The organism is Telluria sp. ZB4P36 (assembly GCF_059685865.1).
On record NZ_JCASIE010000019.1, the window covers coordinates 34,230 to 56,163 of the forward strand.

Below are 21,934 nucleotides of genomic sequence, written 5' to 3' on the forward strand. Positions count from 1 at the left end.
CCGCCTGGCGCGGGGAGGTGCGTCCCCGGCATCACTGTCCCGCGGCGGCGAGAGGGCTGCTGCCCTGAAGCCGGCGCTGCAGAAGGTCCCTGGCCACCGCAAGCGCATCGTCCGGTTTTGCCGCGACGTCCGGCATGACGCCTACGCCCTCCCAGTTGGTCTGGGTAATCGGACTGATCGTGCGCCGGCCGGGTATCACGGCAAGGAAATGTTCGCTTAGTCGATAAGGGCGCGCGGGGTGGGCGCCGCCCCAGGTCCGCTCCCCGACCACCGTGGCGCGTTTCATGGCCTGCATCGTGTAAGCGAAGTCTTCCCCGGCAGACTTCGTTCCAGCGCCGGCCAGGATGATGACCGGCTTCTTGCCGCCATAGCGTTTGCCGTCGAGCTTGTCTTGCGTCCAATACTGCGTGGAGATGCCGGTATCGCGATCCCAGATGTCGTTGAGGCGCGTGCGCTGGTCGACGAAATAGCTGACCAGTAAGGCGACCGCGTCCGGTCCGCCGCCGCCGTTGTTGCGCAGGTCCACGATGAGGCCGTCGGTATCGGCGAGTTCGTTCATCGCCGCGGCGTAGCGTTCGGCCATAAGGAAAGACGGCGGGAAGCCGGACACCTTCAGGTATCCGATCCTGGGCGTCAGGTGTTCGACCTGTTCCACGCTGCGGTTTGCCATCTGGCGCATGACCTGGCGCTTGTCGGCGGGGACGCGCTGCTCCCATTCCGCTTGCGACGCGGGTGGCGGTCCGGCTGCATCGTCGGCCGGGACCGGCCTGGGGCTGAAAAATACCGACATATGCAGGTCACGGACAACCGCACGCATGTCGTCCGTGAGCTGAATTGCAAACTGCTTGCCGTCCGACATGGCGTCGTACTTGCCTTCCCGCTGGCGCTGGCGCAGCGCGGTTTCGATTCGCCTGGCCTTGTCGGGAAAAATATAGTGGTCATTCAATTTTCTTACCAGCGTGTCGATCACCTCCGACTGCGTCGCGCGATCGGCCACCAAGGTCGATTCGGGTCTTTTTTCTTCACCAGGAGGCTGCGGCGAGGGCGGTGCGGCAACTGCGCTGGTCATGGTTAGCACCAGCAAACACGGTATGACAATCCATTTCTTATTCATTTTTTTCCTCTGACTGTGTCGCGCAGGTCGATGTTGCTTGGGTAAATCGGAAACGCTTACTTCGTCAATGAGGCAGTGAAGTGATTTTAGGATAGCACAATCATTGCTAGTTAATAGCAGTATTAAATGCTATCCAGAAGATTTTGAGTGGGACTGGCTGATGCTGACGACGAGTCAACGTAACGCCGACAGAGGCGCTCCTGCAGCGAGCAGCGCGCAGGCCATTGAATGATTCGCTCACGAAGCGCTCCTGGCCAAAAGCTGCTGGCAGGTATAACAGCAGCTTTCGCCCGGAAGCGGACCTTGCTTTGGCTCGGCTACGCTTCTTCTAGATCGCTGAAGAAAGCTCCCACGCAGCCACCCAGCGGACCTGTCTGCCGAGCGCAAATGGGCTGATCTTTCAGCATCCGACAAATGATCTGGAAATAATTCGAAGTCTTCGATACGACATTCCCGAAGCGTAGGGCGATCCGTGTGCAGGCGAGGCACGGAAATCGTCAGGGCGTCATTTATGAGAAGGCATCCTTCAATAATTAAATGGCATCGCGCTTTCGCTGCAGCAGGTCCTTGGCCACCGCGAGCGCATCGGCCTGTGGCGCCGCGATATCTGGCTTGACGCCCGTGCCTTCCCAGTTCGTGTGGGTAATCGGGCTAATGCTGCGGCTGTTCGGGATATCGGCATAAAAGTGACCGCTGAGGCGATACGAGGCGACCGGATGGGCGCCGCCCCAGGTCGGCTCGCCGATGACGGTGGCGCGTTTCAGCGCCTGCATCGTATAAGTGAAATCTTCGCCGGCCGACCCGGTGCGGGGGCCGGCCAGGATCATGATTGGCTTCTTGCCGCCATAGCGTTTGCCGTCGAGTCTGTCTTCAGTCCAGAACTGCTGCGTCTGGCCGGAATCGCGCGACCAGATGTCGTTCAGGCGGGTGCGTTGGTCGACGAAATAGCTGATCAAGAGAGCCACCGATTGGGGGGAGCCGCCACGGTGGTCGCGCACGTCGATGACGAGCGCGTCGGTATCGGATAAGGTGTTCATCACGGAGACATACTTTTCCGCAACGAGGGAGGGGGGAGGGAATGCCGATAGGCGCAGATAGCCGATGGCAGGAGTCAGGCGTCCGACCTTGTCGATGCCGGATTTGCCGCTCGGCGGCGCACTTGTCATGCTGTCCGGATCGCGGTCGGGGCGCAGGAACCTGGGGCTGAACCTCACCTTCATATGCTTATCGTGGGCGACGGAAGCCATATCGGCCGTGAGCTGCGAGGCAAATCGCATGCCATTGCTTATCGCATCGTACTTGCCATCCTGCTGCCGCTTGCGCAGCAAGGTTTCGATCTGTTTTGCAGTGTCGGGAAACACGTAATGCTGGTTCAGTTCCATCACCAGGCTATCGATTGCCTGCGTGCGCATGGCGCCGTCGAGCACGACTTCATCGGGCTGCCTGAACGCAAACGCGCCAGTCAGCACCAAAGACAGCAATACCAGTGCGACGACAAGTTTTGCTTTACCTCCCGCCAATTCAAAGCCCCGAGGATCGGTGATGGTTTTCATGGGCTGCCTCTCCTTTTTATCTTTTTTATTCTAGAGGGCGTTGCAAGCTGAATATGCTTGAATTGTCACGCTGTCCTGGACCTTGCCCAACACATGGGGAAAGATAAATAAAAACCTCACTAAAGGCCACGCATGCCCTTGTTTTGACAAGTGCACATGTGTGGGCCTCGCCGAGAGAGTCTCCATTGGCCAAAGATATATTCAAGACCCAGGATGCTGATCGTCGGCTCCCGTTACGGCATCCGTTCAGAATGGCGACTGTGCGAAGAAATGAGCATGAACCTGGCGTACCGCTGGTTCTGCCGTCTTGGACTGGCCGGGTGTGGCCGGTCGCAAGTATCAGGCCGCTAAGGGCCGCGTCGCATTCTTCTGCGCCTTCAAGACCATTTCGGCCGCCAGCAAGGCCTGTTCCTGATTTTGTGCCGTCTCGGTCCGGTTGACGATGTCCGCTACGAACTCGCGCCCGAACGGCAGGTCGAGCTTGCTGCAATCCAGGTAGCGCGCTTCCTTTCGATCGACGATCAGCAAATGGTTGGTGCCCTGTCGCCCCAACGGATCGATGTATTTGCGCAGTTCGATATAACCTTCGGTGCCGAGGATGAACAGACGGCCGTCACCCCAGCTCGCCAAGCCATCGGGCGTAAACCAGTCCACACGCACATAGCCGGTGCCGCCATTGCCGGTCAGCAGCATGTCGCCAAAGTCTTCGAAATTCGGGTATGCCGGATGGGCGAGGTTGGCGGTCTGGGAAGCCACCACGCTTGCCTTGGTCGAGCCGGTATAGAACAGGAACTGGTCGGCCTGGTGCGAGCCGATGTCCGTCAGGATGCCGCCGTAGCGCTTTCGATCAAAAAACCAGGCTGGCCGCGAAGATGCCCTCAGGCGGTGCGGCGCCAGATTCACAGTTTGAATGACCTTGCCGATGGCGCCGGCTTGCACGAGCTCTCCTGCTTTCACGGCTGCCGGCACTTCCAGCCGTTCGGAATACATGATCGCGAACTTGCGCTTGGTCGCACGAATAGTCCTGCGTACTGCCGCAAGTTGGGCAAGGCTGGTAACGGCGGGTTTGTCGCTCAAAAAATCCTTCTCGGCTTTCATCACGCGGATGCCCAAGGGGGCGCGCTGGTCGGGAACCGGTGCCCCTAGCACGAGCTGGATAGAACGGTCTTGCAGGACGGCATCCTCGCTGGCTGCTTCGGACACGTCGCCGAACCGCGCGCGGAACTCGGCGAGCTGCTTATTCTTCAGCCCCTCCTGATTTGTCGACAGGACGGAGACGAGTTGCCCGCCGCCCCGCAGGACCGCCGCAGTCATGCTCATGATGTGAGCGTGATCCAGTCCGATGACGGCAAAGCGGATGGTTTGGACGGGTGCCGGGACCTTTGGATCGGCTTCCAGCACCTGGTGCCGGATGTTTTCCGACGCCGTTTGGGCGAAGCCGGTGCCCGTGCCGGTAATGGAAGCGGAGCCCGCCACCCCGGCCAAATGGAGAAAGCGCCTGCGATCGAACGGGTTCATTTCGCCGTTCCCTGCGCTGCCCGACCGAGTCGTCCGATCAAAGCTGGGATGTCTGCAGTCAAGGTAAACTCCAAGTGGTGGTTGCGCAAGCGGTAGTGGATGGTGACAGGAGATAGCTGTCACGGCAACTCCGGATGAGCATTGGCGGCGGTCCGTTCCTGGCCAACTGCCACCTGTCGGGACCGGCAGCAGCCGACCCGAAGCAGACGGCCAAGCTCTGGTTTTACTGCTGTCGAAATAACTGCAATCAGGTTGCAACCTGACCGTCCGCGTTAGATCTGGCGCATCCTGCCGAAGCTACGCCGCCGTTCCCACCGTCGCATTGCTATGCTCAAGGTTGAGCCAGGCCATCCGCGTCTGCCTTGAGCGCATGAAGCCTTGCCAGGGCATTTGTAGAGTTCTTGTCGCGTTCCAGGACCTTGCGGTAGCTGGCAATCGCAAGTGCCGGCATCCCCGCTTTCTCGTAAGCCTCGCCGAGGCTGTCATGGGCGTTGGCCGATTTCGGAAAGATCGTCGTATTCAACTTGAACACTTCGATCGCCTCGCGGCTGCGTCCTTGTCCGAGCAATTCATAGCCCCAAAGATTCACCGCGCCCTCGCCGAGGGAGAAACTGGGACCCCGGTGCCGAAAAGCGCGGTAGGTCGCTTCCAACTGGCGATAGCCATCGGCCTCGATAGTGGCCACGAATTCGACTGGCGGCACCTTCTGCCTCAGCGGATGAATCCGATTGATGATCCTGAAGCCCAGGTCGTCGACATCCACCATGCGCGAATTGGTCAACACGACGCAGCCAACGCCGCTGTTTGCGTCGAACCCGAGGAAGCTGCTGAAGCCGAGGCTCCGGCCACTGTGGTTCCAGATGACGGACGTCCTGGAGAACATCCGCCCCCATGCGAGGGTATTGTCGGGTTTTTTATCTGGAAACGGTTTCCGCATATAGAGCACAGCCGGCTGCAGCGCGCTGGATGTGGTCCCCATCATCGCGGCCAGGAACCGCAACATATCGCTTGCGCTCGACTGAATACCACCGCCGGGATAGTAGCCTGGCATGCTCGTGAAATCGGGAGTCGGCTTCAGTTCGTCGCCATATCCGACGGCCCGACGTGCGCGCAGGGAGGCATCGGCCCCGAAGCCGCTGTCCGTCATGCCCAGCGGGCTAAAGACGCGCGCCCGTACCAGTGAGGGAAAATCCGTGCCGGCTCGTTCGGCCAACGCCCAACCAAGCAGGCTGACGCCAAGATTGGAGTACTCGACCTTGCCTGGTGCACGAGTGAGCCGGGATTCGGCCACGGCGCGGTACAGCTGCTCGGTCGAAAATCCACGCCTTGCGACACTGTCGTAGTTCTCCGTCTTGTCGGCGGAATCGCGCGGCAGTCCCGAGCGGTGCATCGACAAATCGGCCAAGGTGATCGGGTGGCCATCGAATACGGGAACCGTGACGCCCGGTACATACTTTTGTACGGGGTCGTCGATCGCGACCTCTCCCTTGACCACCATGTCGGCCAGGATCAACGAGGTAAACAGCTTCGTGACCGACGCGATCTCGAAGATTGTATGTTCGTCCGCCAGCCGGCCGGTTTCCCGGTCAGCCAATCCGAGTTTGTAGAATCGGGGGCCCGACGCATCGAGCACGCCGACCACGATCGCCAGGGGCCCGGCTTTGGCGTTCCAGTCGCGTTGGCGCATTTTTGCCTCGATGGCGGCGAGGCGCATAGACTCTGTTGCACGAGCATGGATGGCAGCCTGTATTTCCATACCTGACAAGTTGGGGCCGTCGGCGGCAAACCCATCAGTGGAGGATAGGGCCGCGACGAAGAGCATCACGCCCAACGGCCTAACGAAGGCCAAATATCTCGATGTAGGTATGTTCACAGGACGAATGAGTTTTTATGGATAAAGGGAATTTTTCCGGAGAACTCTGCATAAAGCGTGCCAAGATATAAGTGCCTGATTTTGCAGGTGTCGGCTTCGTACGCTCTGTGTCCGGTAGATGTCCGGACACAAAGAGCCGGACAGTTTCGGACGGAGCACGTGTCAGCATTCCAAAAGGGACGCTGGCCAATTGGGTAGCTGCGGCCAAACGCGGGTCGGGTATGGCGCCAGATTGGAGAAAAAGGCAGTCATTTCTGCACGTTTTAGCTGCCTCATGAGCATTGCTTTGCCGTGCGCATCAACTCGGTGGACCTGAAACACGTTCTTGCCAGGTCGATGCCGATTGTCGTCATCTAGTGGCCGCGCCGCCCGATCCGGTGATGCACCCTTCGCTGCGCCAGCCAGACCGCGCCGGCGACCACCGGCACCAGGATCCCGAGCGCCAGGTCCGGATTGATCGGCAGCCCGGCCGCCTTGGCCGCCTTGCCCGCGTAGCCGAGCAGGCCCACCAGGTAATAGGAGATTGCAGCCACCGACAGGCCCTCGACCGCGAGCTGCAGGCGCAGCTGCTGGGCGGCGCGCGCGTTCATCGATTCCAGGATGCGGCGGTTCTGCAGCTCCTGCACGATGCCGACGCGGGTGCGCAGCAGGTCGTTGCTGTCGGCGATGCGGCGTCCCAGCGCGTCCTGGCGCGCACTGACCGCGTCGCAGGTATGCATCGCCGGCGCCAGGCGCCTTTCCATGAATTCTTCCACCGTGGGCGTACCTTCGATGCGCACTTCGCGCAGTTCCTCGATGCGCGCCTTGACGATCCCGAAATAGGCTTTCGAGGCCGAGAAGCGGTAGCCGTTGTCGAGCACCAGCTTCTCGCGGCGCGCGGCCAGGCGCGTGATCTGGTCGAGCAGGCGCTGCTCGCCTTCCGCGCCCTTCTCGGCAGGGGCCATGTCGGTGGCGACCATGGCGCTGGCCAGCGAAGACAGCTCGGCTTCGAGGTGGTCGAGTTCCGTGGCGACGGTGCGCGCGGCGGGCAGGCCGAGCAGGGCCATCATGCGGTAGGTTTCGATCTCGAGCACCCGCTGCACCAGGCGTCCGCCCTGCAGGTGGCGCATGCCGAGGTCGCGGATCACGAAGCGGCTGAAACCGTCGGACTGGATCGCGAAATCGGTCCATAGCTCGGCGCCCTGCATGACCGAGGAGCCGGCCAACTGGTTGCGTTCGAAGACCGAGGGGAGGCGGGAAGCGTCGACATCGCCTTTGACCAGGGCCACGTGGGCCGCCGCCATCAGGCTGCCTTCCAGCCGCGCCAGCCAGGCCGCCGGGAGGAAGGACAGCGGCACGTGGGCAAAGGCCTCGTGCAGCGCCATGTCGGGCGGCAGCGGCGCGGCCACGGTATAGGTGGCGAACTCGGTATGGCATTCCCACTTCAGCCGGAAGCTGCCGAAGTCGTGGAAGAAGTGGTTGCTGCCCGGACCCGGCGCCGCGACGCCGAAATGCCCGCACAGTTCACCCAGCAGGCGGTGCTGGGAATGCTGGCCCGGCGGGCCGGCCTCGCCGCCGTGGCAGACCGCCAGGTGGGTGATGGCCTCGGGGGCGTCGATGCGCATGAAGGGCCGCGAGTGGAGCTCGGCCGCGAGCGGCACGCGCGACGGATGGTTCAGCGTTACGTTGAAGTCTCTCACTGGGCTCTTTCGTAATGACATACTGGCGTATTGACTAGTATGTCATTTCCCGCCGTTTCATGCTGAGGGTCAAGCATTCGCTCTGAACACTCAGGATGTTGAGCGGACCAGGGCGGCTCAGCCCGCGTCCTTGCGCAGGCGCGCATCGAGGCCCGCCAGCACGTCGATCGGCAGCGGAAAGACGATGGTGGAGGACTTGTCGCCCGCGATCGCGTTGAGGGTCTGCAGGTAGCGCAGCTGCATCGCGCCCGATTGCTGCGACAGTACCCGCGCGGCCTGCTGCAGTTTCTCGGAAGCCTGCAGCTCGCCCTCGGCGTGGATGACTTTCGCGCGCCGCTCGCGCTCCGCTTCGGCCTGGCGGGCGATGGCGCGGATCATCGATTCGTCCAGGTCGACGTGCTTGATCTCGACGTTGGCGACCTTGATGCCCCAGGCATCGGTCTGGGCGTCCAGCACCTCGCGAATGTCGACGTTCAGGCGCTCGCGTTCGGCCAGCATCTCGTCGAGTTCATGCTTGCCGAGCACGGAGCGCAGGGTGGTCTGGGCCAGCTGGCTGGTGGCTTCCATGAAGTTCACGACCTGGATGATGGCGCGTTCGGGGTCGACCACGCGAAAGTAAATGACGGCATTGACCTTGACCGAGACGTTGTCGCGCGAGATCACGTCCTGGGTCGGCACGTCGAGCACGATGGTGCGCAGGTCGACCCGCACCATCTGCTGCAGCACCGGGATGAGGATGATCAAACCCGGTCCCTTCACACCCCAGAAACGGCCGAGCTGGAACACCACGCCGCGTTCGTACTCGCGCAGGATCCGGATCGCCGCGACCAGCAGCGCCAGCACCAGGAACAAGAGGCCGCCGAGGCCGATACCGATACCCGAGATCATCGCGTTCTCCTAATTGTTGTCGGCAGGGACTACTTCGAGCCGCAAGCCGCTGCGGCCGACGATGCGCACGGTCTGGGCCACGTGCAGCGGCGCGCTGCTGATGGCCTGCCACAGCTCGCCCTCGACCCTCACCCATGCTTCGTGGACGCCCAGTTTGCCGAGCTCCTCGACGGTGCACAGGGCCCCGATCATTCCTGCCGCGCCGCTGGTCACGGGGCGGCGGCGGGTCTTGAGGGCCAGGCGTGCGGTGCCGAACAGCAGCAGGGCGCTGGCGACGGCGAGCGTGCCGACCAGGCCGGGCGGAATGCCGAAGCCGGGCAGCTCGGTATCGATCAGCATCAGGGCGCCCGCCACGAAGGCGGCGATCCCGCCCAGACCGAGGATGCCGAAGCTGGGCAGGAAGGCTTCGGCGGCCATGAAGGCCAGGCCGAGCACGATCAGGGCCAGGCCGGCGTAGTTCACCGGCAGCAGCTGCAGCGCGTACAGTCCCAGCAGCAGGCAGATGGCGCCGATCACGCCGGGCGCCACCGCGCCCGGGTTCATGAATTCGAAGATCAGGCCGTACATCCCGACCGTCATCAGGAGCAGGGCGACGCTGGGGTTGGCGATCGCCGCCAGCGCATTGTTGCGCCAGTCGGGCGCGAACTCGACCACCAGCGCGCCCTTGGTCTGCAGCCGGCGCGGCTGGCCCGCCAGCGTGACCGTGCGGCCGTGGAGCTGATCCAGCAGGGCGGGGACGCTGGGTGCCAGCACGTCGATCACCTGCAGGCGCAAGGCATCCTCGGCGCTCAGGCTGACGGATTCGCGCACGGCCCGTTCGGCCCAGTCGGCATTGCGGCCGCGCAGCTGGGCCAGGGCGCGCAGGTAGGCGGCGGCATCGTTGAGTGCCTTGGCTTTCATGGGCGATGCGGCATCCGGACGGGCGGTATCGGGGGCGTCCTTACCGGCCTTTTCCTTGTCCGTCGGCGGCGGCTGCGGCGGCGCCAGGCCGATCTCGACCGGCGTCGCGGCACCGACGTTGGTGCCCGGCGCCATGGCCGCGATGTGGCTCGCGTACAGGACATAGGTGCCGGCGCTGGCGGCGCGCGCACCGCTGGGGGCGACGTAGGTGGCGACCGGCACCGGCGAGGCCAGGATCGCCTTGATCACGGTGCGCATCGAGGTGTCGAGGCCGCCGGGCGTGTCCATGCGCAGGACCAGCAGGCCGTGTCCGAGCGAGGCCGAACGCGCGATGCCGCGCACGACGTGGTCGGCACTGGCCGGGCCGATGGCGCCGTCGATCGTCAGCAGGCCGACCGCTGCCGGCCTGGAGGCGGTAGCGGATGCCGGAGGGAATAGGCAAACGAGGGCGAGCAGCAGCGCGACCAGGGACGAGGCCGGTATGGCCGATGCCGCAGCGAGCTGGTGGCGTGACACGTTCGCCTCCCTGAATCGACGCCGGCCGCAGGCTGGACCGGACACGGACTTGGACAGCGTTCCCGGCCGGGCGTTCGCGGGCGGGGCCGCCATTCAATCCAGCTTAGCACGTGTCGCGGATTCCGAAAGTCAGGGTTGAAACGATAATGAGAATGCAGTATCATCAAGGTCTCTTGCCATCCTAAAAGGTTTCCGGTCCATGAAGCGCGCGCTCCCGTCCTTGCCACTAGCGCTGCTGCTGGCGCCCTTGTCCCTGTTCAGCCAGGCCGCATTCGCCGACGACCCTGTGATGGTGATCGGCGAAGTGCGGGTGAGCGCCCAGCGCGGCGGCCCGCTGCTGTCGAACAGCGTCATGAGCTCGGTCGACGTGCTCGGCGCCGACAAGGTCGAGGACAAGAACGTCGCCAACAGCTGGGAGCTGCTGGGCCAGCTCCCCGGCATCCAGCTGACCGAAACCCGCATGGGTGCGGAATCCGGCAAGGCCACCTTCCGCGCCTTCAACGGCGAAGGCTATATCAACGGCATCAAGGTCCTGATCGACGGCATTCCCAGCAACGTCAACAGCGGCAACCAGCGCTTCATCGACATGATTTTCCCGCTCGAGGTGGACTACATCGAGGTGGTGCGCGGCACCAACGACCCGCGCTACGGCCTGCACAACATCGGCGGCAACATCAACTTCGGCACGCGCCAGGGCGGCAACTACACGGACGGCCGCCTCACCCTGGGCAGCTTCGGCACCCGCGAAGCCCAGCTGGCACTGGGGCGCGAGGCCGATGGCCTGGCCCAGAACTACTTCCTGGCCAAACAGGAATCGACCGGCTACCGCGCCCACAGCGATTCCGACAAACACACGGCCGCCGCCAAGTGGTTCCTCGGCTCGGCCGACAAGGCGCTCAAGGCCGGCCTGGTGCTGCGCAGCTACCGCCACGATGCCGAGGAGCCGGGCTTCCTCACGGCGGCGGAACTGGCGGCCGACCGGCGCCACTCGCCGGCCAAGAACGCCAAGGACGTGAGCGAGCGCGACATGCGGCATGCGAGCGCCCACCTGGACTGGCAGATTTCACCAGACGCCCACCTGGCCAGCAAGCTGTACTTCAACCGCTATGCCGACGACCGCCGCGTGACCTTCACCAGCAATCCGGCCGGCACGGCGCCGCGCCAGCGCCGCATCTGGGGCGAGAGCCAGCGCGGTGTCATGAGCACGCTGACCTGGCGCGCCGGCGCCGCGCTAGTGCTCGAGGGCGGCGTCAACGCGGAGCACCAGGACAACCAGTACCGGCGACTGCGCTACAGCTTCGCGCTGCCGACCAGCTTCGCGACGCCGGCCACGGCCCAGAACGACGACAGCTACACGCTCGACAACAGCGGCGCCTACCTGCAGGCGATTATCAAGCCGGTCGATGCGCTCAAGATCATCCCGGGCCTGCGGCTGGACAAATTCAGCGGCGGCTTCCTGAACAAGGCGAACGGACTGCGGGCGCGGCTGCAGGACTACGGCTGGATCAGGCAGCCCAAGCTGAGCATGGTCTACAGCCCGGCGCCGGACCTGAGCCTGTACGCCAACTGGGGCCGGACCTTCCAGATCCTGACCGGCTCCGGCGCGCCGGCCTACCTGGTGCCGGGCCAGGCCGCCTTCGCGCCCTCGATCAATACCGGCAAGGAGCTCGGCATCAAGTTCAGGCCCATCCCCGGCGCCGACCTGCGCGTCGCGGCCTGGCGCCAGGATGCGACCGGCGAGGTGGCGAACATGCCCGCCACCGGCACCACAGTGGGCCTGGGCGAGACGCGCCGCCAGGGCCTCGACTTCCAGGCCTCGGCGCGTATCGGCGACCGGGTCGACCTGTCGCTCTCGCACTCGCTGCAGAAGGCCGAAGTGGTGAGCGCCTTCAGCGCCGAGGGGCTGTCGCTGGCGGGCCGGGAAGTGTTCTCCACGCCGCGCCACATCAGCAACGCCAGCCTGGACGTCCGGGTCTACGAGCGCTGGCGCGTCGGACTGCAGGGGCGGGCGCAGGGCAGCTATTTCATCGACAACGCGAACGTCCAGGGCAAGTTCGGCGGCTTCGTCCTGTTCGACGCGAACCTGCGCTACCAGCTGTCCGAGCGTATGAGCCTCGACCTGCAGCTCAAGAACCTGGCCGACCGCCGCCATGAATATGCCTGGTTCGACAACTTCTTCTGGCCCGCCGCCAGCGCCCAGCCGATGTTCTCGCCGGGAGCGGGGCGGGCGGCCTACCTGTCTTTCAATGTAAAGCTCTGAGTCCATGACGAACGACATGAATCCGGGCACCCGCAAGCGGATCATCGGCATCGACGCGCTGCGCGGCCTGGTGATGGTCTTCATGCTGGCCGACCACGTGCGCGAGACCTTCCTGTTGCACCTGCAGGTGTCCGATCCGATGGACGTCGCCACGACCTCCGGCCCGCTGTTCATCTCGCGACTGGTCGCCCACCTGTGCGCGCCGGTATTCGTGTTCCTGGCCGGCCTGTCGGCCTTCCTGTACGGCGCCCGCCAGCAGGATGGCGCCGCGGCCGCCGCAGGCTTCCTGTTCAAGCGCGGCCTGTTCCTGGTCGCGCTGGAACTCACCGTCATCAACTTCGCCTGGACCGCGAGCTTTCCGGCGCAGGTGATCTACCTGCAGGTGATCTGGGCCATCGGCCTGTCGATGATCGCACTGGCGGCGTTGGTGCGCCTGCCGCGCGCGGCGCTGGCGGCGCTCGGCCTGGCGATCGTCGCCGGCCACAACCTGCTCGACCCGCTGCAGTTCGCAGCCGGCCATCCGCTGCATGCGATCTGGGCGATCCTGCACGACCGCGGCTGGCTGGAAATCGGCGAGTCCCTGCGCCTGCGCACCTCCTATCCGGTGCTGCCCTGGATCGGCATCATCTGCCTGGGCTATGCCTGTGGGCCGTGGTTCGGCGCAGGCTTCGCGCCGCAGCGCCGCCATCGCCGGCTGCTCGGCTGGGCCGTGGCAGGGCTGGGCGGCTTCCTGCTGCTGCGGGCCTTGAACATCTACGGCGACCGGCCCTGGCATGCGGGCGCCTCGGCCGCCGAGACGGTGATGAGCTTCTTCAACGTCACCAAGTATCCGCCGTCCCTGCTGTTCACGGCACTGACGCTCGGACTGGGCCTGCTGCTGCTCCTGCTGCTCGAGCGCCGTCACGGCTCCATGGTGGGCAAGCTCGCCGTGCTGGGCGCGGCGCCGATGTTCTTCTACATCCTGCACCTGTATGCGCTCAAGCTGCTGGTCCTCATCGTGGCCGCCATCGACCCCGCCGCGGCGCGCTTCGATGCCGTGTGGCCGGTGTGGGCGCTGACGGCGTTGCTGTGCCTCGTCCTGTTCCCGGCGGTGCAGGCCTTCGCCCGGCTGAAGGCAAGGCGGCGCGACCTCGCCTGGCTGAAGTACCTGTAGCGGGCGTGGTATAGTCGACTGGTGAAACACAGATTATTCCTCTTCGACCTGGACAACACGCTCCTCGACTTCAAGGCCTCCGAACGGCTTTCCTTCGTGCGCACGATGCGCGAACTCGGCCTCGGGGGCGAGCTCGAAAGCCTGTTCCAGCAATACCAGGCGATCAACCTGGCGCTGTGGCGCGCTTTCGAAACGGGCATGGTGTCGAAAGACCTGCTGAAGGTCGAGCGCTTCCGCCAGACCTTCGCTGCCAGCGGCCTCGATCTCGATCCGGCCAGGGCCAGCAGCATTTACCTCGACTCGCTGTCCGAGACCGTGGTGCTGGTCGAGGGCGCCCAGCAGCTGTGCGAGAGCTTGTCCGCCATCGGCGAAGTCGGCATCATCACCAACGGCGTGCACCACATCCAACACCGCCGCATCGCCAGTTCCGGGCTGGGCGGGTACATCGCTTTTGTCGCGACCTCGGAAGCCTGCGGCCACGCCAAGCCGGACAGCCGCTTCTTCGAGTACACCGCCAGGATGGCGCGCAGCTTTTCGAAACAGGAGACCGTCATCGTCGGCGACCGCCTGGATGCGGACATCCTCGGCGCCAACCGCTTCGGCATCGACAGCTGCTGGTTCAATCCGGGCCGCCTGGCGAACGACAGCGAGGCGCTGCCCAGCTGGGAGGTCGCTCGCCTCGACGAGGTCGTTCCCGTGCTGACCGACAGGTGCATCAGCGCTTGATCGCGTGCAGCCACACCGCCGCAATCCGCTCGGCGTCCTCGTAGCCCGGTTCGCCCAGCTGGCCGCTGAAGATGTCCGGGTCCAGCTCTTCGTAGCTCCAGTGGTCGCATTGCGCTTCCAGCTCGGGGCGGACCGCTTCCAGGAATTCATCGAGGGCGCCGGCGATCGCCACGCCCGTGTAGAGCATCAGGTTGCCGCCGCGGCGCAGCCGCCCCAGACTCTCCCTGACGATCCGCACCGACAGTTCGGCGCCGCGCATGCCGCCGCCGTGGCGGTAGGGCAGTTCGCTCGGGTCGAGCACATAGGGCGGGTTCGACACGATCAGGTCGAAATCGCCCTCCAGGCCGTCGAACAGGTCGCTGTGGCAGGCGCGCAGGTTGGGCAGCCCCGCCAGCTGCGCGTTCACCACCGTCAGCGCCAGCGCGCGTGTATTGATGTCGGCGCCGGTCACTTCGGCGTGCGGGAACTGGCGTGCGATCGCCAGTGCGCCGGCGCCGCCGCCGCAGCCGATGTCCACGGCCCGCGTCGGCCCCGAGCCGAGCCAGGGAAAGGCGCGTCCCATCGTGCCCACGAAGCGGTAGGTATCGGGCCCGAAGAACACCGAATCCTCATCCTCGGTCGGGTAGGCCGAGTGGAACACCAGCAGTTCCCCCAGCGTCGAGGCGCGCAGGGTCGCGCGCAGCAGGCTGCCGTCGGGCTCCACGATGCCGGCCTCGCGCATCAGCGACAGCAGTTCCGGCGCCACGTCCTCGGGCGCGAACGGCCGGCTCCAGCCGAAGATGCCGCGCAGGTCGATGGCGCGCTCGTTGCCGGGACGACGGTTGATGCGGCGGTGGGTGGACGGGGTCACCGTAATGAAACGGTAGCCGTGCGCGCGCAGGTAGCGGCCGACGGCGAGCAGGGCGTTGGCGTGGGGGCTGGTCATGGGCACAGCGTCGCACGTCCGGCGCGGCGGCGCTGTGCGCCAGCTAACCTTGTTGCCGGTGATGGCTTCAGGAAATTTCCGCCACTATGTGAGCATGCGTACAGTGTGGATCGGGGCGCGTCGCCATACTCGTTCGCACGGCGGTCATCCAGTCGGTCCAAACAGGAGAAAGCAATGGCAAACAGGGACGGCATCGAGGGAGCCAGGGGCCGGGTAGAACGCGAAGTCGCGCGCGAGCGCCATGAGCGTGCCCTGCACGATGAAATCAAGAGCGGGCTGGGGACGCTGGAAGAAGAATTCCGCAGCAAGGATGCGCGCGAGCGCGCCGATACGGGCAATCTGAAGCGCCATCCAGCACGCTAGACAACGAGGAGACAGGCCATGAAATGGGAAGGCGAACGCCAGAGCGATAACGTGGAGGACCGCCGCGGGGGTGGAGGAGGCGGCTTCGGGGGCCTGGGCGGACGCACCGTCGGCATCGGCACCCTGGTGATCGCCCTGGTGGGCGGCGCCATCTTCGGCGTCGATCCCGGCACCATCCTCGCCCTGCTGGGCGGTGGCGGCGGGCCGGTGCCGGTGCAGCAGGCGCCGCGCGCGGAGCCGGCCAACGATCCGCAAACCCAGTTCGTGCGCGCGACCCTGGGTTCGACCGAGGATGCCTGGGCCACGCTGTTCGCGGCCCAGGGCGCGCAATACCAGCCGGCCCGGCTGGTGCTGTTCGAAGACGCCACGCCCACCGCCTGCGGCACCGGGCGCAGCGCCACCGGCCCGTTCTACTGCCCGGCCGACCGCCAGGTCTACATCGACCTGGGCTTCTTCCGCCTGATGGAACAGCGCTTCCAGGTGGCCGGCGAATTCGCCCAGGCCTATGTCATTGCGCACGAGGTGGGACACCACGTCCAGAACCTGATGGGCCTCTCCGACCAGGTCCACAATGCCCAGCGCGGCGTGTCCGAGAAGGAAGGCAATGCCCTGTCGGTGCGGCTAGAGCTGCAGGCCGACTGCTTCGCCGGCATCTGGGCCAACCAGCGCAAGCAGGTCATCGAGCCGGGCGACGTCGAAGCGGCGATGGCCGCGGCCACCGCGATCGGCGACGATGCCCTGCAGCGCCAGTCGCAGGGCACGGTGGTGCCGGATTCGTTTACCCACGGCAGCTCGGCCCAGCGCGTGCGCTGGTTCAAGCGCGGCCTGGAGAGCGGCAGCGTGGAACAGTGCAATACCTTCGAAGCGCGCCAGCTTTAGTCCTGTGTAGGACAAATTCCCGTCGGGCGGCCAATGGGCCGTCCAACCCATCGAATCGCCCCGTTCGTTTCCGTGCGCGTATCGCAATCTTGGGTGTTTTGCCATAACGTGTTTTCACAAGCCCGCCGAGATGGCGGGCTCCGTGTATCTGTCATGACATCATCGAGGAGGAGTTATGCTGGCAATGAACTACCGCGGGCCCTACCGCGTCCGCGCCGATCACAAGCCCGACCCCGTCATCGAGCACCCAGGCGACGCCATCGTGCGCGTCACCCGCTCCTGCATCTGCGGTTCGGACCTGCACCTGTACCATGGCCTGGTGCCCGACACCCGCGTCGGCCACACCTTCGGCCACGAGTTCATCGGCGTGGTGGAAGAGGTCGGCTCCGGTGTCCAGCACCTGAGGGTCGGCGACAAGGTGCTGGTGCCCTTCAACGTGTTCTGCGGTTCCTGCTTCTTCTGCGACCGCGAACTGTACGGCAATTGCCACAACATGAATGCGGAATCCACGGCCGTCGGTTCCATCTACGGCTATTCGCACACGGCGGGCGGCTACGATGGCGGCCAGGCCGAGCTGGTGCGCGTGCCGATGGCCGACGTCGGCCCGATGGTGATTCCCGACGACATCCACGACGACGACGCCGTGCTGCTCACCGATGCGGTGCCGACCGGCTACCAGGCCGCCGAAATGGGCGACATCAAGGAAGGCGACACGGTTGTCGTGTTCGGCGCCGGCCCGGTCGGCATCTTCGCCGCCAAGTCGGCCTGGCTGATGGGCGCCGGCCGCGTGATCGTGGTCGACCACATCGAATACCGGCTCGAGTTCGTCAAGCGCTACGCCCAGTGCGAGGTGGTCAACTTCAAGGAAGTGCGCGACATGGCCGAGCACATCAAGAAGATGACCGACTGGATGGGCGCCGACGTCTGTATCGATGCGGTCGGCTGCGAAGCCTCGGGCAATGCCATGCAGTCGCTCACCGGGCGCTACACGATGATGCAGGCCGGCTCGGCCACGGCGCTGCACTGGTGCATCAACTCGGTGCGCAAGGGCGGCAACGTGTCGATCGTCGGCGTATACGGGCCGACCTTCAACTTCGTTCCGATCGGCAATGCGCTGAACAAGGGCCTGACCCTGCGCATGAACCAGGCCAGCGTCAAGCGCCACCTGCCGCGCCTGATCGAGCACATCCGCGCGGGACGCCTGAACCCGAAGGAGATCATCACCCACCGGGTGCCGCTGGAAGAAGTGTCGGACGCCTATCACATCTTCTCGGGCAAGCTCGACAACTGCATCAAGACCATTCTGATCCCGCCGAACGCCAACCAGGTGAAGGCGGTCTCGGCCAGCGCAATGCATTAAGGAGCGACCATGGAACCACGCAGCGATATCACCGAACACAAGCACCATGGCCACGACCATGGCCACCTGCAGCAGCATCCGGGGCAGGGCCACATCGCACCGCGCCGTCCCTCGCGCCAGGAGCTGCAGCACATCAATGGCTGGGGCGCCGACCTCGACCGCAAGGACCGTCCGGGCGTGCCGATGGAACGCACGCCGCCGCGCTTTATCAACCAGCCCGACGGCGACCCGCCCCAGCAGCAGGAAAAGGTCGAGATCCTGGTGTCGAGCGAGCGCCCGGGCATCACCCAGGTGTTCGGCACCGTGCAGCCGCCCTCGGGCCTGTCGGGCATGATCCGGCGCCTGGCCTTCAAGTCGAGCGAGAACGACATCCGCCACTGGCTGCTTCTGCTGCTGGCCGACCGCGTCAACATGGTCGAAGGCATCGCCGATGACCTCGCACACGGGAAGATCCCGAACGTGCTGGGCGAGATGGGGATCAAGGCCGAGATGAAGCACAACCCGGCAGGGCTGGCGAAGAAGGCGGTGATCACCGCCGCCGTGGTCGGCACGGCGGTCTACCTGATGAAGCGGCGCGGCCGCGAGGAAATCCGCTACGACGGCGACCGCTACGGCAAGCGCTATTACCGCCGCTAGGCCCGGCGCGCGCTCGCCTGTTCGGTTGTCCGGGCGGGCGCCGTCCTGGGCTGTGCCTTTGGCGCCGTGCGCTTGGCCGGCTTGCGGCGGAACTTGATCCAGACCACCAGCCCGGTGATGAAGAACAGCAGCGGCGTCAGCCCTGCGACGCTGATCACGACGCGCCCCAAGGTGCCGAAGGCTTCGCCGGTATGGAGCGGGTACAGGGTGCTGACGAACCAGTCCCCGCCGCGTGCCGTCAGCGGATCGATGGCCCGCAGCACCACGCCGCTGCCGGCGTCCACGCTCACGCGGGTGGCGCCCGCGCCATGGCGCAGCTCGCCCGGCTGGCGCACCCGCACTTCGTAGGGCTGCTCCGGTTTCCCCGGAATGCCGATGCGCGAGACCCGGCCCTCGGGATAGCGCGCCTGCGCCGCGGCCATCGCCGCGCCCGCATCGATGCGCGGCGCGTCTTGCGGGCTCGCGTTTACCGCCTTGTCGTTCTTGCTGAGCGGTGCCACCGCGCGGACCGCCGGCGTCACCCAGTCCGGCGCATTGAAGTACACCCCCGAGAAGGCCAGCACCAGCAGGACCGGCGCCGTGTAGAAGCCGGCCGCACGGTGTAGCTGGAAGTTGAATTTTGGCCAGTTACTGCCGCGGCGCACCGTGATCGCATGCCGGAACGCCGACAGGGTCATCGTCGGCCACCAGACCACGATGCCGGTCAGGGCCAGCAGCAACAGGGCCACGCCCTGCACCGCGATCACCAGCTTGCCCGCCTCACCGGCCATCAGGTAGCGGTGCAGGTGGAACAGGGTCGGCATCAGGAGCGGCCGCGACAGGCCGGCCTCACCCCAGTTGCGTTCGCCCAGCACCGCCAGGTTGGCCGGATCGACCATGACCTGGCGCGTCACCCCTTGCGACCAGCTCGACGCCGGCTTTTCCGGGCGATACCAGGCCACGTACACGTCCCCATGCACTTCCGGCAGGAACAGGGTGTCGGGCCGTCCGTAGGCGGGGTCGCCCGCCAGGCGTGCGGCAACCGTCGCCACTTGGGCCGGGGAGGGGCGTGCCTCGGTGCCGGCAACGGTCCCCGGCGGCGGCGCCACCTGCAATAGTCCCGGATTGAGCCAGGCGTCGAGTTCGTGACGCCAGCCGATGACAGTGCCGGTCAGGCCTTGCAGGACCAGGATGGTGCCGAAAATCAGGCCGGCCCAGAGGTGAACGGTGCGGATGAGCGGTTTCATGCCTTGAATGATAACCGAAATGAGAATGATTCTGATCTTGCGTCCTTACATGATAATAGTTATCATTTCGCGATTCCTGCACAGAAAGCGTATTTGTTCCATGAATAACAAGAACACAGTCAAGCCACTGAGCGCCGCCGTTGCCGCCGCCTGCATGCTGATGGCCATGTCCCATGCAGCCGCACAAGAACCAGCGCCGACCCAGGCGCAGGAAGACGAGCTCGCCTCGGTGGTCGTCACCGCCACCCGCACCGCCAAGGCGGTCGACAAGATTCCGGGTGCGGTCTCGGTGATCACCCAGCAGGAACTGGCGACCCAATACCTGATCGCCGATGATCCATCGCAGGCGCTGGCAACCTATGTGCCTGGCTATGCGCCGAGCCGCCAGAAGATGACCTCCACCGGAGAATCGCTGCGTGGGCGCCAGCCGCTGATCCTGTTCGACGGCATCCCGCAATCGAACCCGCTGCGCGCCGGCATGCGCGAGGGTTACTTCGCCGACAGTGCCATCATCGAGCGCATCGAAGTCATCAACGGCGCCTCGGCCATGCAGGGCATGGGCGCGACCGGCGGCATCATCAACTACATCACCAAGACCCCGCGCGCCGAGGGCACCGCCTACACGGTCAACACCCGCTTCGCCAGCCAGTTCGAGTCCGACAGCCTGGACTGGAAGACCGGCCTGACGGTCGCCCACAAATCGGGCGACTTCGACATGCTGGCCTTCGCCAGCGTGCAGCGCCGCGGCATGGGCTACGACGGCAGCGGCCGCCGCCTGGGCGTCGACGCCGTGCAGGGCGATACCATGGACTCGCATGGAAACGACCTGTTCCTCAAGATCGGCAAGTCCTTCGGCGCCCAGCGCCTGCAGCTGACCCTGAACCGCTTCGACCTGGCCGGCGACGGCGACTACCGCAGCGTGCCCGGCAACGTGGCCCAGGGCCTGCCGACCAGCTCGGTCCCCGGCACCCCGATCGGTATGCCGCCACGCAACAAGGTGCGCAGCGCCAGCATCGACTACCGCCACAACGACCTGGCGGGGGGCTATCTGACCGCGCAGCTGTTCGGTCACGAGTTCTCGGCCCTGTATGGCGCCACCAACACTTCCACCTTCCAGGACCGCAACATCGCCCCGGTCGGGACCCTGTACGACCAGTCGCAGGTCGTGACCGACAAGCGCGGCTCGCGCATGACCTGGGTCCGCCCGGACCTGCTGGTGGCCGGCCTGGAACTGACGGCCGGCGTCGACTGGCTGCAGGACAACCCCCAGCAGCGCCTGGCGGGGACCGGCCGCACCTGGGTGCCGGAACTGAAATTCCGTTCGCTTGCACCCTTCACCCAGCTCGAATACGAGTTCGGCCCGGTGACCGTGCGCGGCGGCGTGCGCTACGAAGACGCCAAACTGGAGGTGGACACCTATACCACCCTGGCCGCCTACGGCAGCCGCCGGGTGGAGGGTGGTTCCGCCGAGTTTACGAAAGCGGTGAAGAACATCGGTGCGGTTTGGCGGCTCGACCCGCGCTTCGCCCCGGGCTGGTCGGCCTTCGTGGGCAGTTCGGAAGGCTTCGGCCTGCCGGATGCCGGCCTGGTGCTGCGCGGCGTGGCCGTGCCGAACCAATCCGTCTCAAACCTGATCAGCCTGCAGCCCATCCTCACCCGCAACAACGAGATCGGCATCAACTGGCGCGGCAGCCGTGGCCAGTTCGGCCTGTCGCGCTACGATTCGCGCTCCAAGCTGGGCAGCGTGATCCGCATCACCTCGGCCGGCATCGGCCTGGTCGAGCGCGTGCCGACCACGGTCAAGGGTTGGGAAGCGAACGTCGAGTGGCGTCCGACGAAAGACCTCAGCCTGTTCGGCACCTGGGCCACCACCGACGGCAAGACCGCCGCCACCCAGGGCGCGCCGATGGACCTCGACCTCGGCGCCCGTTCGCAGGGCCCGGACAAGTCCGTGCTGGGCGCCAACTGGAAGCTGCGCCCGCAGGCCCAGCTGCGCCTGCAGGCCACCCACCTGCGCGACCGCGACATCAACATCGGCCGCCGCGTCGGCACCAGCAACCTGGAAGAGCACTTCAAGGGCTACACCCTGGTCGATGCCGCCGCCACCTGGGACACCGGCTACGGCCGCTTCGGCCTGAGCCTGGAGAACATGTTCGACAAGCAGTACGTCGGCTACTACTCGCAGTCGGCCTCCGCCGTCGACGCCAACGCTACCTACGCCGGCCGCGGCCGTACCCTGGCGTTCAGCTGGAACCGCAGCTTCTAAGCCGTATGCAGGCGGGCGCGCCGGTCACCCGCCTGCATAAGCGTTGCGTTCAAGCAAACCTTTTCTGCTGAGCTCGTCCACACTGTCCGGTGGGCGGCC

Annotated in this window: 17 protein-coding genes and 2 pseudogenes; 9 read left to right on the forward strand and 10 right to left on the reverse strand. The window is 65.3% G+C overall.

Going from position 1 to position 21,934, the window contains the following annotated elements; genetic code table 11:
• Positions 1 to 31: 31 nt before the first annotated feature.
• Both AC56LK_RS20435 and AC56LK_RS20440 read right to left on the reverse strand, forming a co-directional pair.
• Positions 32 to 1,114, reverse strand: a complete 1,083-nt coding sequence (locus AC56LK_RS20435; protein ID WP_497186315.1) for a S41 family peptidase — start codon at positions 1,112 to 1,114, stop codon at positions 32 to 34.
• Positions 1,115 to 1,647: 533 nt separating this feature from the next.
• Positions 1,648 to 2,667, reverse strand: coding sequence for a S41 family peptidase (locus AC56LK_RS20440; RefSeq protein ID WP_497186316.1), 1,020 nt, complete (start codon positions 2,665 to 2,667; stop codon positions 1,648 to 1,650).
• A gap of 210 nt (positions 2,668 to 2,877) precedes the next feature.
• On the opposite strand from AC56LK_RS20440, the pseudogene AC56LK_RS20445 reads away from it, so the two are divergent.
• A pseudogene (locus AC56LK_RS20445) lies at positions 2,878 to 2,982 on the forward strand (transposase); the annotation flags it as partial.
• A 24-nt stretch (positions 2,983 to 3,006) separates the two neighbouring features.
• On the opposite strand, the gene AC56LK_RS20450 reads toward AC56LK_RS20445, so the two are convergent.
• The 6 genes and pseudogenes from AC56LK_RS20450 to AC56LK_RS20475 all read right to left on the reverse strand — a co-directional run bounded on the left by AC56LK_RS20450 (position 3,007) and on the right by AC56LK_RS20475 (position 10,041).
• Complete coding sequence (locus AC56LK_RS20450) at positions 3,007 to 4,185, reverse strand: Gfo/Idh/MocA family protein (RefSeq protein ID WP_497186317.1); 1,179 nt, start codon at positions 4,183 to 4,185, stop codon at positions 3,007 to 3,009.
• 331 nt (positions 4,186 to 4,516) lie between these two features.
• Entirely contained in the window at positions 4,517 to 6,007 is a 1,491-nt protein-coding gene (locus tag AC56LK_RS20455; RefSeq protein ID WP_497186376.1) for a serine hydrolase, read from the reverse strand.
• Between the two features lie 279 nt (positions 6,008 to 6,286).
• Positions 6,287 to 6,411 (reverse strand): annotated as a pseudogene (locus tag AC56LK_RS20460) (IS110 family transposase); the annotation flags it as partial.
• Positions 6,412 to 7,758, reverse strand: a complete 1,347-nt coding sequence (locus tag AC56LK_RS20465; protein ID WP_497186318.1) for a DUF3422 family protein — start codon at positions 7,756 to 7,758, stop codon at positions 6,412 to 6,414.
• A gap of 96 nt (positions 7,759 to 7,854) precedes the next feature.
• Positions 7,855 to 8,625, reverse strand: coding sequence for a slipin family protein (locus AC56LK_RS20470; protein ID WP_497186319.1), 771 nt, complete (start codon positions 8,623 to 8,625; stop codon positions 7,855 to 7,857).
• 9 nt (positions 8,626 to 8,634) lie between these two features.
• Positions 8,635 to 10,041 (reverse strand): NfeD family protein, encoded by a 1,407-nt coding sequence (locus AC56LK_RS20475; RefSeq protein ID WP_497186320.1) that lies wholly within the window; start codon positions 10,039 to 10,041, stop codon positions 8,635 to 8,637.
• Positions 10,042 to 10,240: 199 nt separating this feature from the next.
• Between AC56LK_RS20475 and AC56LK_RS20480 the strand changes: the two genes are divergently transcribed.
• The 3 genes from AC56LK_RS20480 to AC56LK_RS20490 are packed head-to-tail and all read left to right on the forward strand — an operon-like array spanning position 10,241 to position 14,180.
• Positions 10,241 to 12,301: a TonB-dependent receptor gene (locus AC56LK_RS20480; protein ID WP_497186321.1), complete on the forward strand. Its 2,061-nt coding sequence runs from the start codon at positions 10,241 to 10,243 to the stop codon at positions 12,299 to 12,301.
• A 4-nt stretch (positions 12,302 to 12,305) separates the two neighbouring features.
• A complete protein-coding gene (locus tag AC56LK_RS20485; protein WP_497186322.1) occupies positions 12,306 to 13,454 on the forward strand; it encodes an acetyltransferase domain-containing protein in 1,149 nt (382 codons plus the stop codon).
• Between the two features lie 21 nt (positions 13,455 to 13,475).
• Positions 13,476 to 14,180: a YjjG family noncanonical pyrimidine nucleotidase gene (locus AC56LK_RS20490; RefSeq protein ID WP_497186323.1), complete on the forward strand. Its 705-nt coding sequence runs from the start codon at positions 13,476 to 13,478 to the stop codon at positions 14,178 to 14,180.
• Here the strand turns inward: AC56LK_RS20490 and AC56LK_RS20495 are convergent.
• Entirely contained in the window at positions 14,170 to 15,105 is a 936-nt protein-coding gene (locus tag AC56LK_RS20495) for a methyltransferase (protein WP_497186324.1), read from the reverse strand. The two genes, AC56LK_RS20490 and AC56LK_RS20495, sit on opposite strands and share 11 nt — an antisense overlap.
• Positions 15,106 to 15,279: 174 nt before the next feature.
• Here AC56LK_RS20495 and AC56LK_RS20500 point away from each other — a divergent pair, with 174 nt between their 5' ends.
• From AC56LK_RS20500 to AC56LK_RS20515, 4 genes are all read left to right on the forward strand, one after another.
• Positions 15,280 to 15,468: a hypothetical protein gene (locus AC56LK_RS20500; RefSeq protein WP_497186325.1), complete on the forward strand. Its 189-nt coding sequence runs from the start codon at positions 15,280 to 15,282 to the stop codon at positions 15,466 to 15,468.
• A gap of 18 nt (positions 15,469 to 15,486) precedes the next feature.
• Positions 15,487 to 16,347: a KPN_02809 family neutral zinc metallopeptidase gene (gene ypfJ / locus AC56LK_RS20505; RefSeq protein WP_497186326.1), complete on the forward strand. Its 861-nt coding sequence runs from the start codon at positions 15,487 to 15,489 to the stop codon at positions 16,345 to 16,347.
• 175 nt (positions 16,348 to 16,522) lie between these two features.
• Complete coding sequence (locus tag AC56LK_RS20510) at positions 16,523 to 17,707, forward strand: zinc-dependent alcohol dehydrogenase (RefSeq protein ID WP_497186327.1); 1,185 nt, start codon at positions 16,523 to 16,525, stop codon at positions 17,705 to 17,707.
• 9 nt (positions 17,708 to 17,716) lie between these two features.
• Positions 17,717 to 18,343, forward strand: a complete 627-nt coding sequence (locus tag AC56LK_RS20515) for a hypothetical protein (protein ID WP_497186328.1) — start codon at positions 17,717 to 17,719, stop codon at positions 18,341 to 18,343.
• Here the strand turns inward: AC56LK_RS20515 and AC56LK_RS20520 are convergent.
• Positions 18,340 to 19,569 carry a PepSY-associated TM helix domain-containing protein gene (locus tag AC56LK_RS20520; RefSeq protein WP_497186329.1) on the reverse strand — a complete coding sequence of 410 codons (1,230 nt, stop codon included), beginning with the start codon at positions 19,567 to 19,569 and terminating at the stop codon, positions 18,340 to 18,342. The genes AC56LK_RS20515 and AC56LK_RS20520 overlap by 4 nt on opposite strands.
• 100 nt (positions 19,570 to 19,669) lie before the next feature.
• On the opposite strand from AC56LK_RS20520, the gene AC56LK_RS20525 reads away from it, so the two are divergent.
• Positions 19,670 to 21,835 (forward strand): TonB-dependent receptor, encoded by a 2,166-nt coding sequence (locus tag AC56LK_RS20525; protein WP_497186330.1) that lies wholly within the window; start codon positions 19,670 to 19,672, stop codon positions 21,833 to 21,835.
• The last annotated feature ends 99 nt before the right edge of the window (positions 21,836 to 21,934 follow it).

What these genes read in the sequence shown, in the direction of transcription:
- AC56LK_RS20435 (WP_497186315.1), bottom strand. Translation starts at nt 1,114, where the DNA reads ATGAATAAGAAATGGATTGTCATACCGTGTTTGCTGGTGCTAACCATG.
- AC56LK_RS20440 (WP_497186316.1), bottom strand. Translation starts at nt 2,667, where the DNA reads ATGAAAACCATCACCGATCCTCGGGGCTTTGAATTGGCGGGAGGTAAA.
- AC56LK_RS20450 (WP_497186317.1), bottom strand. Translation starts at nt 4,185, where the DNA reads ATGAACCCGTTCGATCGCAGGCGCTTTCTCCATTTGGCCGGGGTGGCG.
- AC56LK_RS20455 (WP_497186376.1), bottom strand. Translation starts at nt 6,007, where the DNA reads ATGCTCTTCGTCGCGGCCCTATCCTCCACTGATGGGTTTGCCGCCGAC.
- AC56LK_RS20465 (WP_497186318.1), bottom strand. Translation starts at nt 7,758, where the DNA reads ATGTCATTACGAAAGAGCCCAGTGAGAGACTTCAACGTAACGCTGAAC.
- AC56LK_RS20470 (WP_497186319.1), bottom strand. Translation starts at nt 8,625, where the DNA reads ATGATCTCGGGTATCGGTATCGGCCTCGGCGGCCTCTTGTTCCTGGTG.
- AC56LK_RS20480 (WP_497186321.1), top strand. Translation starts at nt 10,241, where the DNA reads ATGAAGCGCGCGCTCCCGTCCTTGCCACTAGCGCTGCTGCTGGCGCCC.
- AC56LK_RS20485 (WP_497186322.1), top strand. Translation starts at nt 12,306, where the DNA reads ATGACGAACGACATGAATCCGGGCACCCGCAAGCGGATCATCGGCATC.
- AC56LK_RS20495 (WP_497186324.1), bottom strand. Translation starts at nt 15,105, where the DNA reads ATGACCAGCCCCCACGCCAACGCCCTGCTCGCCGTCGGCCGCTACCTG.
- AC56LK_RS20500 (WP_497186325.1), top strand. Translation starts at nt 15,280, where the DNA reads ATGGCAAACAGGGACGGCATCGAGGGAGCCAGGGGCCGGGTAGAACGC.
- ypfJ (WP_497186326.1), top strand. Translation starts at nt 15,487, where the DNA reads ATGAAATGGGAAGGCGAACGCCAGAGCGATAACGTGGAGGACCGCCGC.
- AC56LK_RS20510 (WP_497186327.1), top strand. Translation starts at nt 16,523, where the DNA reads ATGCTGGCAATGAACTACCGCGGGCCCTACCGCGTCCGCGCCGATCAC.
- AC56LK_RS20515 (WP_497186328.1), top strand. Translation starts at nt 17,717, where the DNA reads ATGGAACCACGCAGCGATATCACCGAACACAAGCACCATGGCCACGAC.
- AC56LK_RS20520 (WP_497186329.1), bottom strand. Translation starts at nt 19,569, where the DNA reads ATGAAACCGCTCATCCGCACCGTTCACCTCTGGGCCGGCCTGATTTTC.
- AC56LK_RS20525 (WP_497186330.1), top strand. Translation starts at nt 19,670, where the DNA reads ATGAATAACAAGAACACAGTCAAGCCACTGAGCGCCGCCGTTGCCGCC.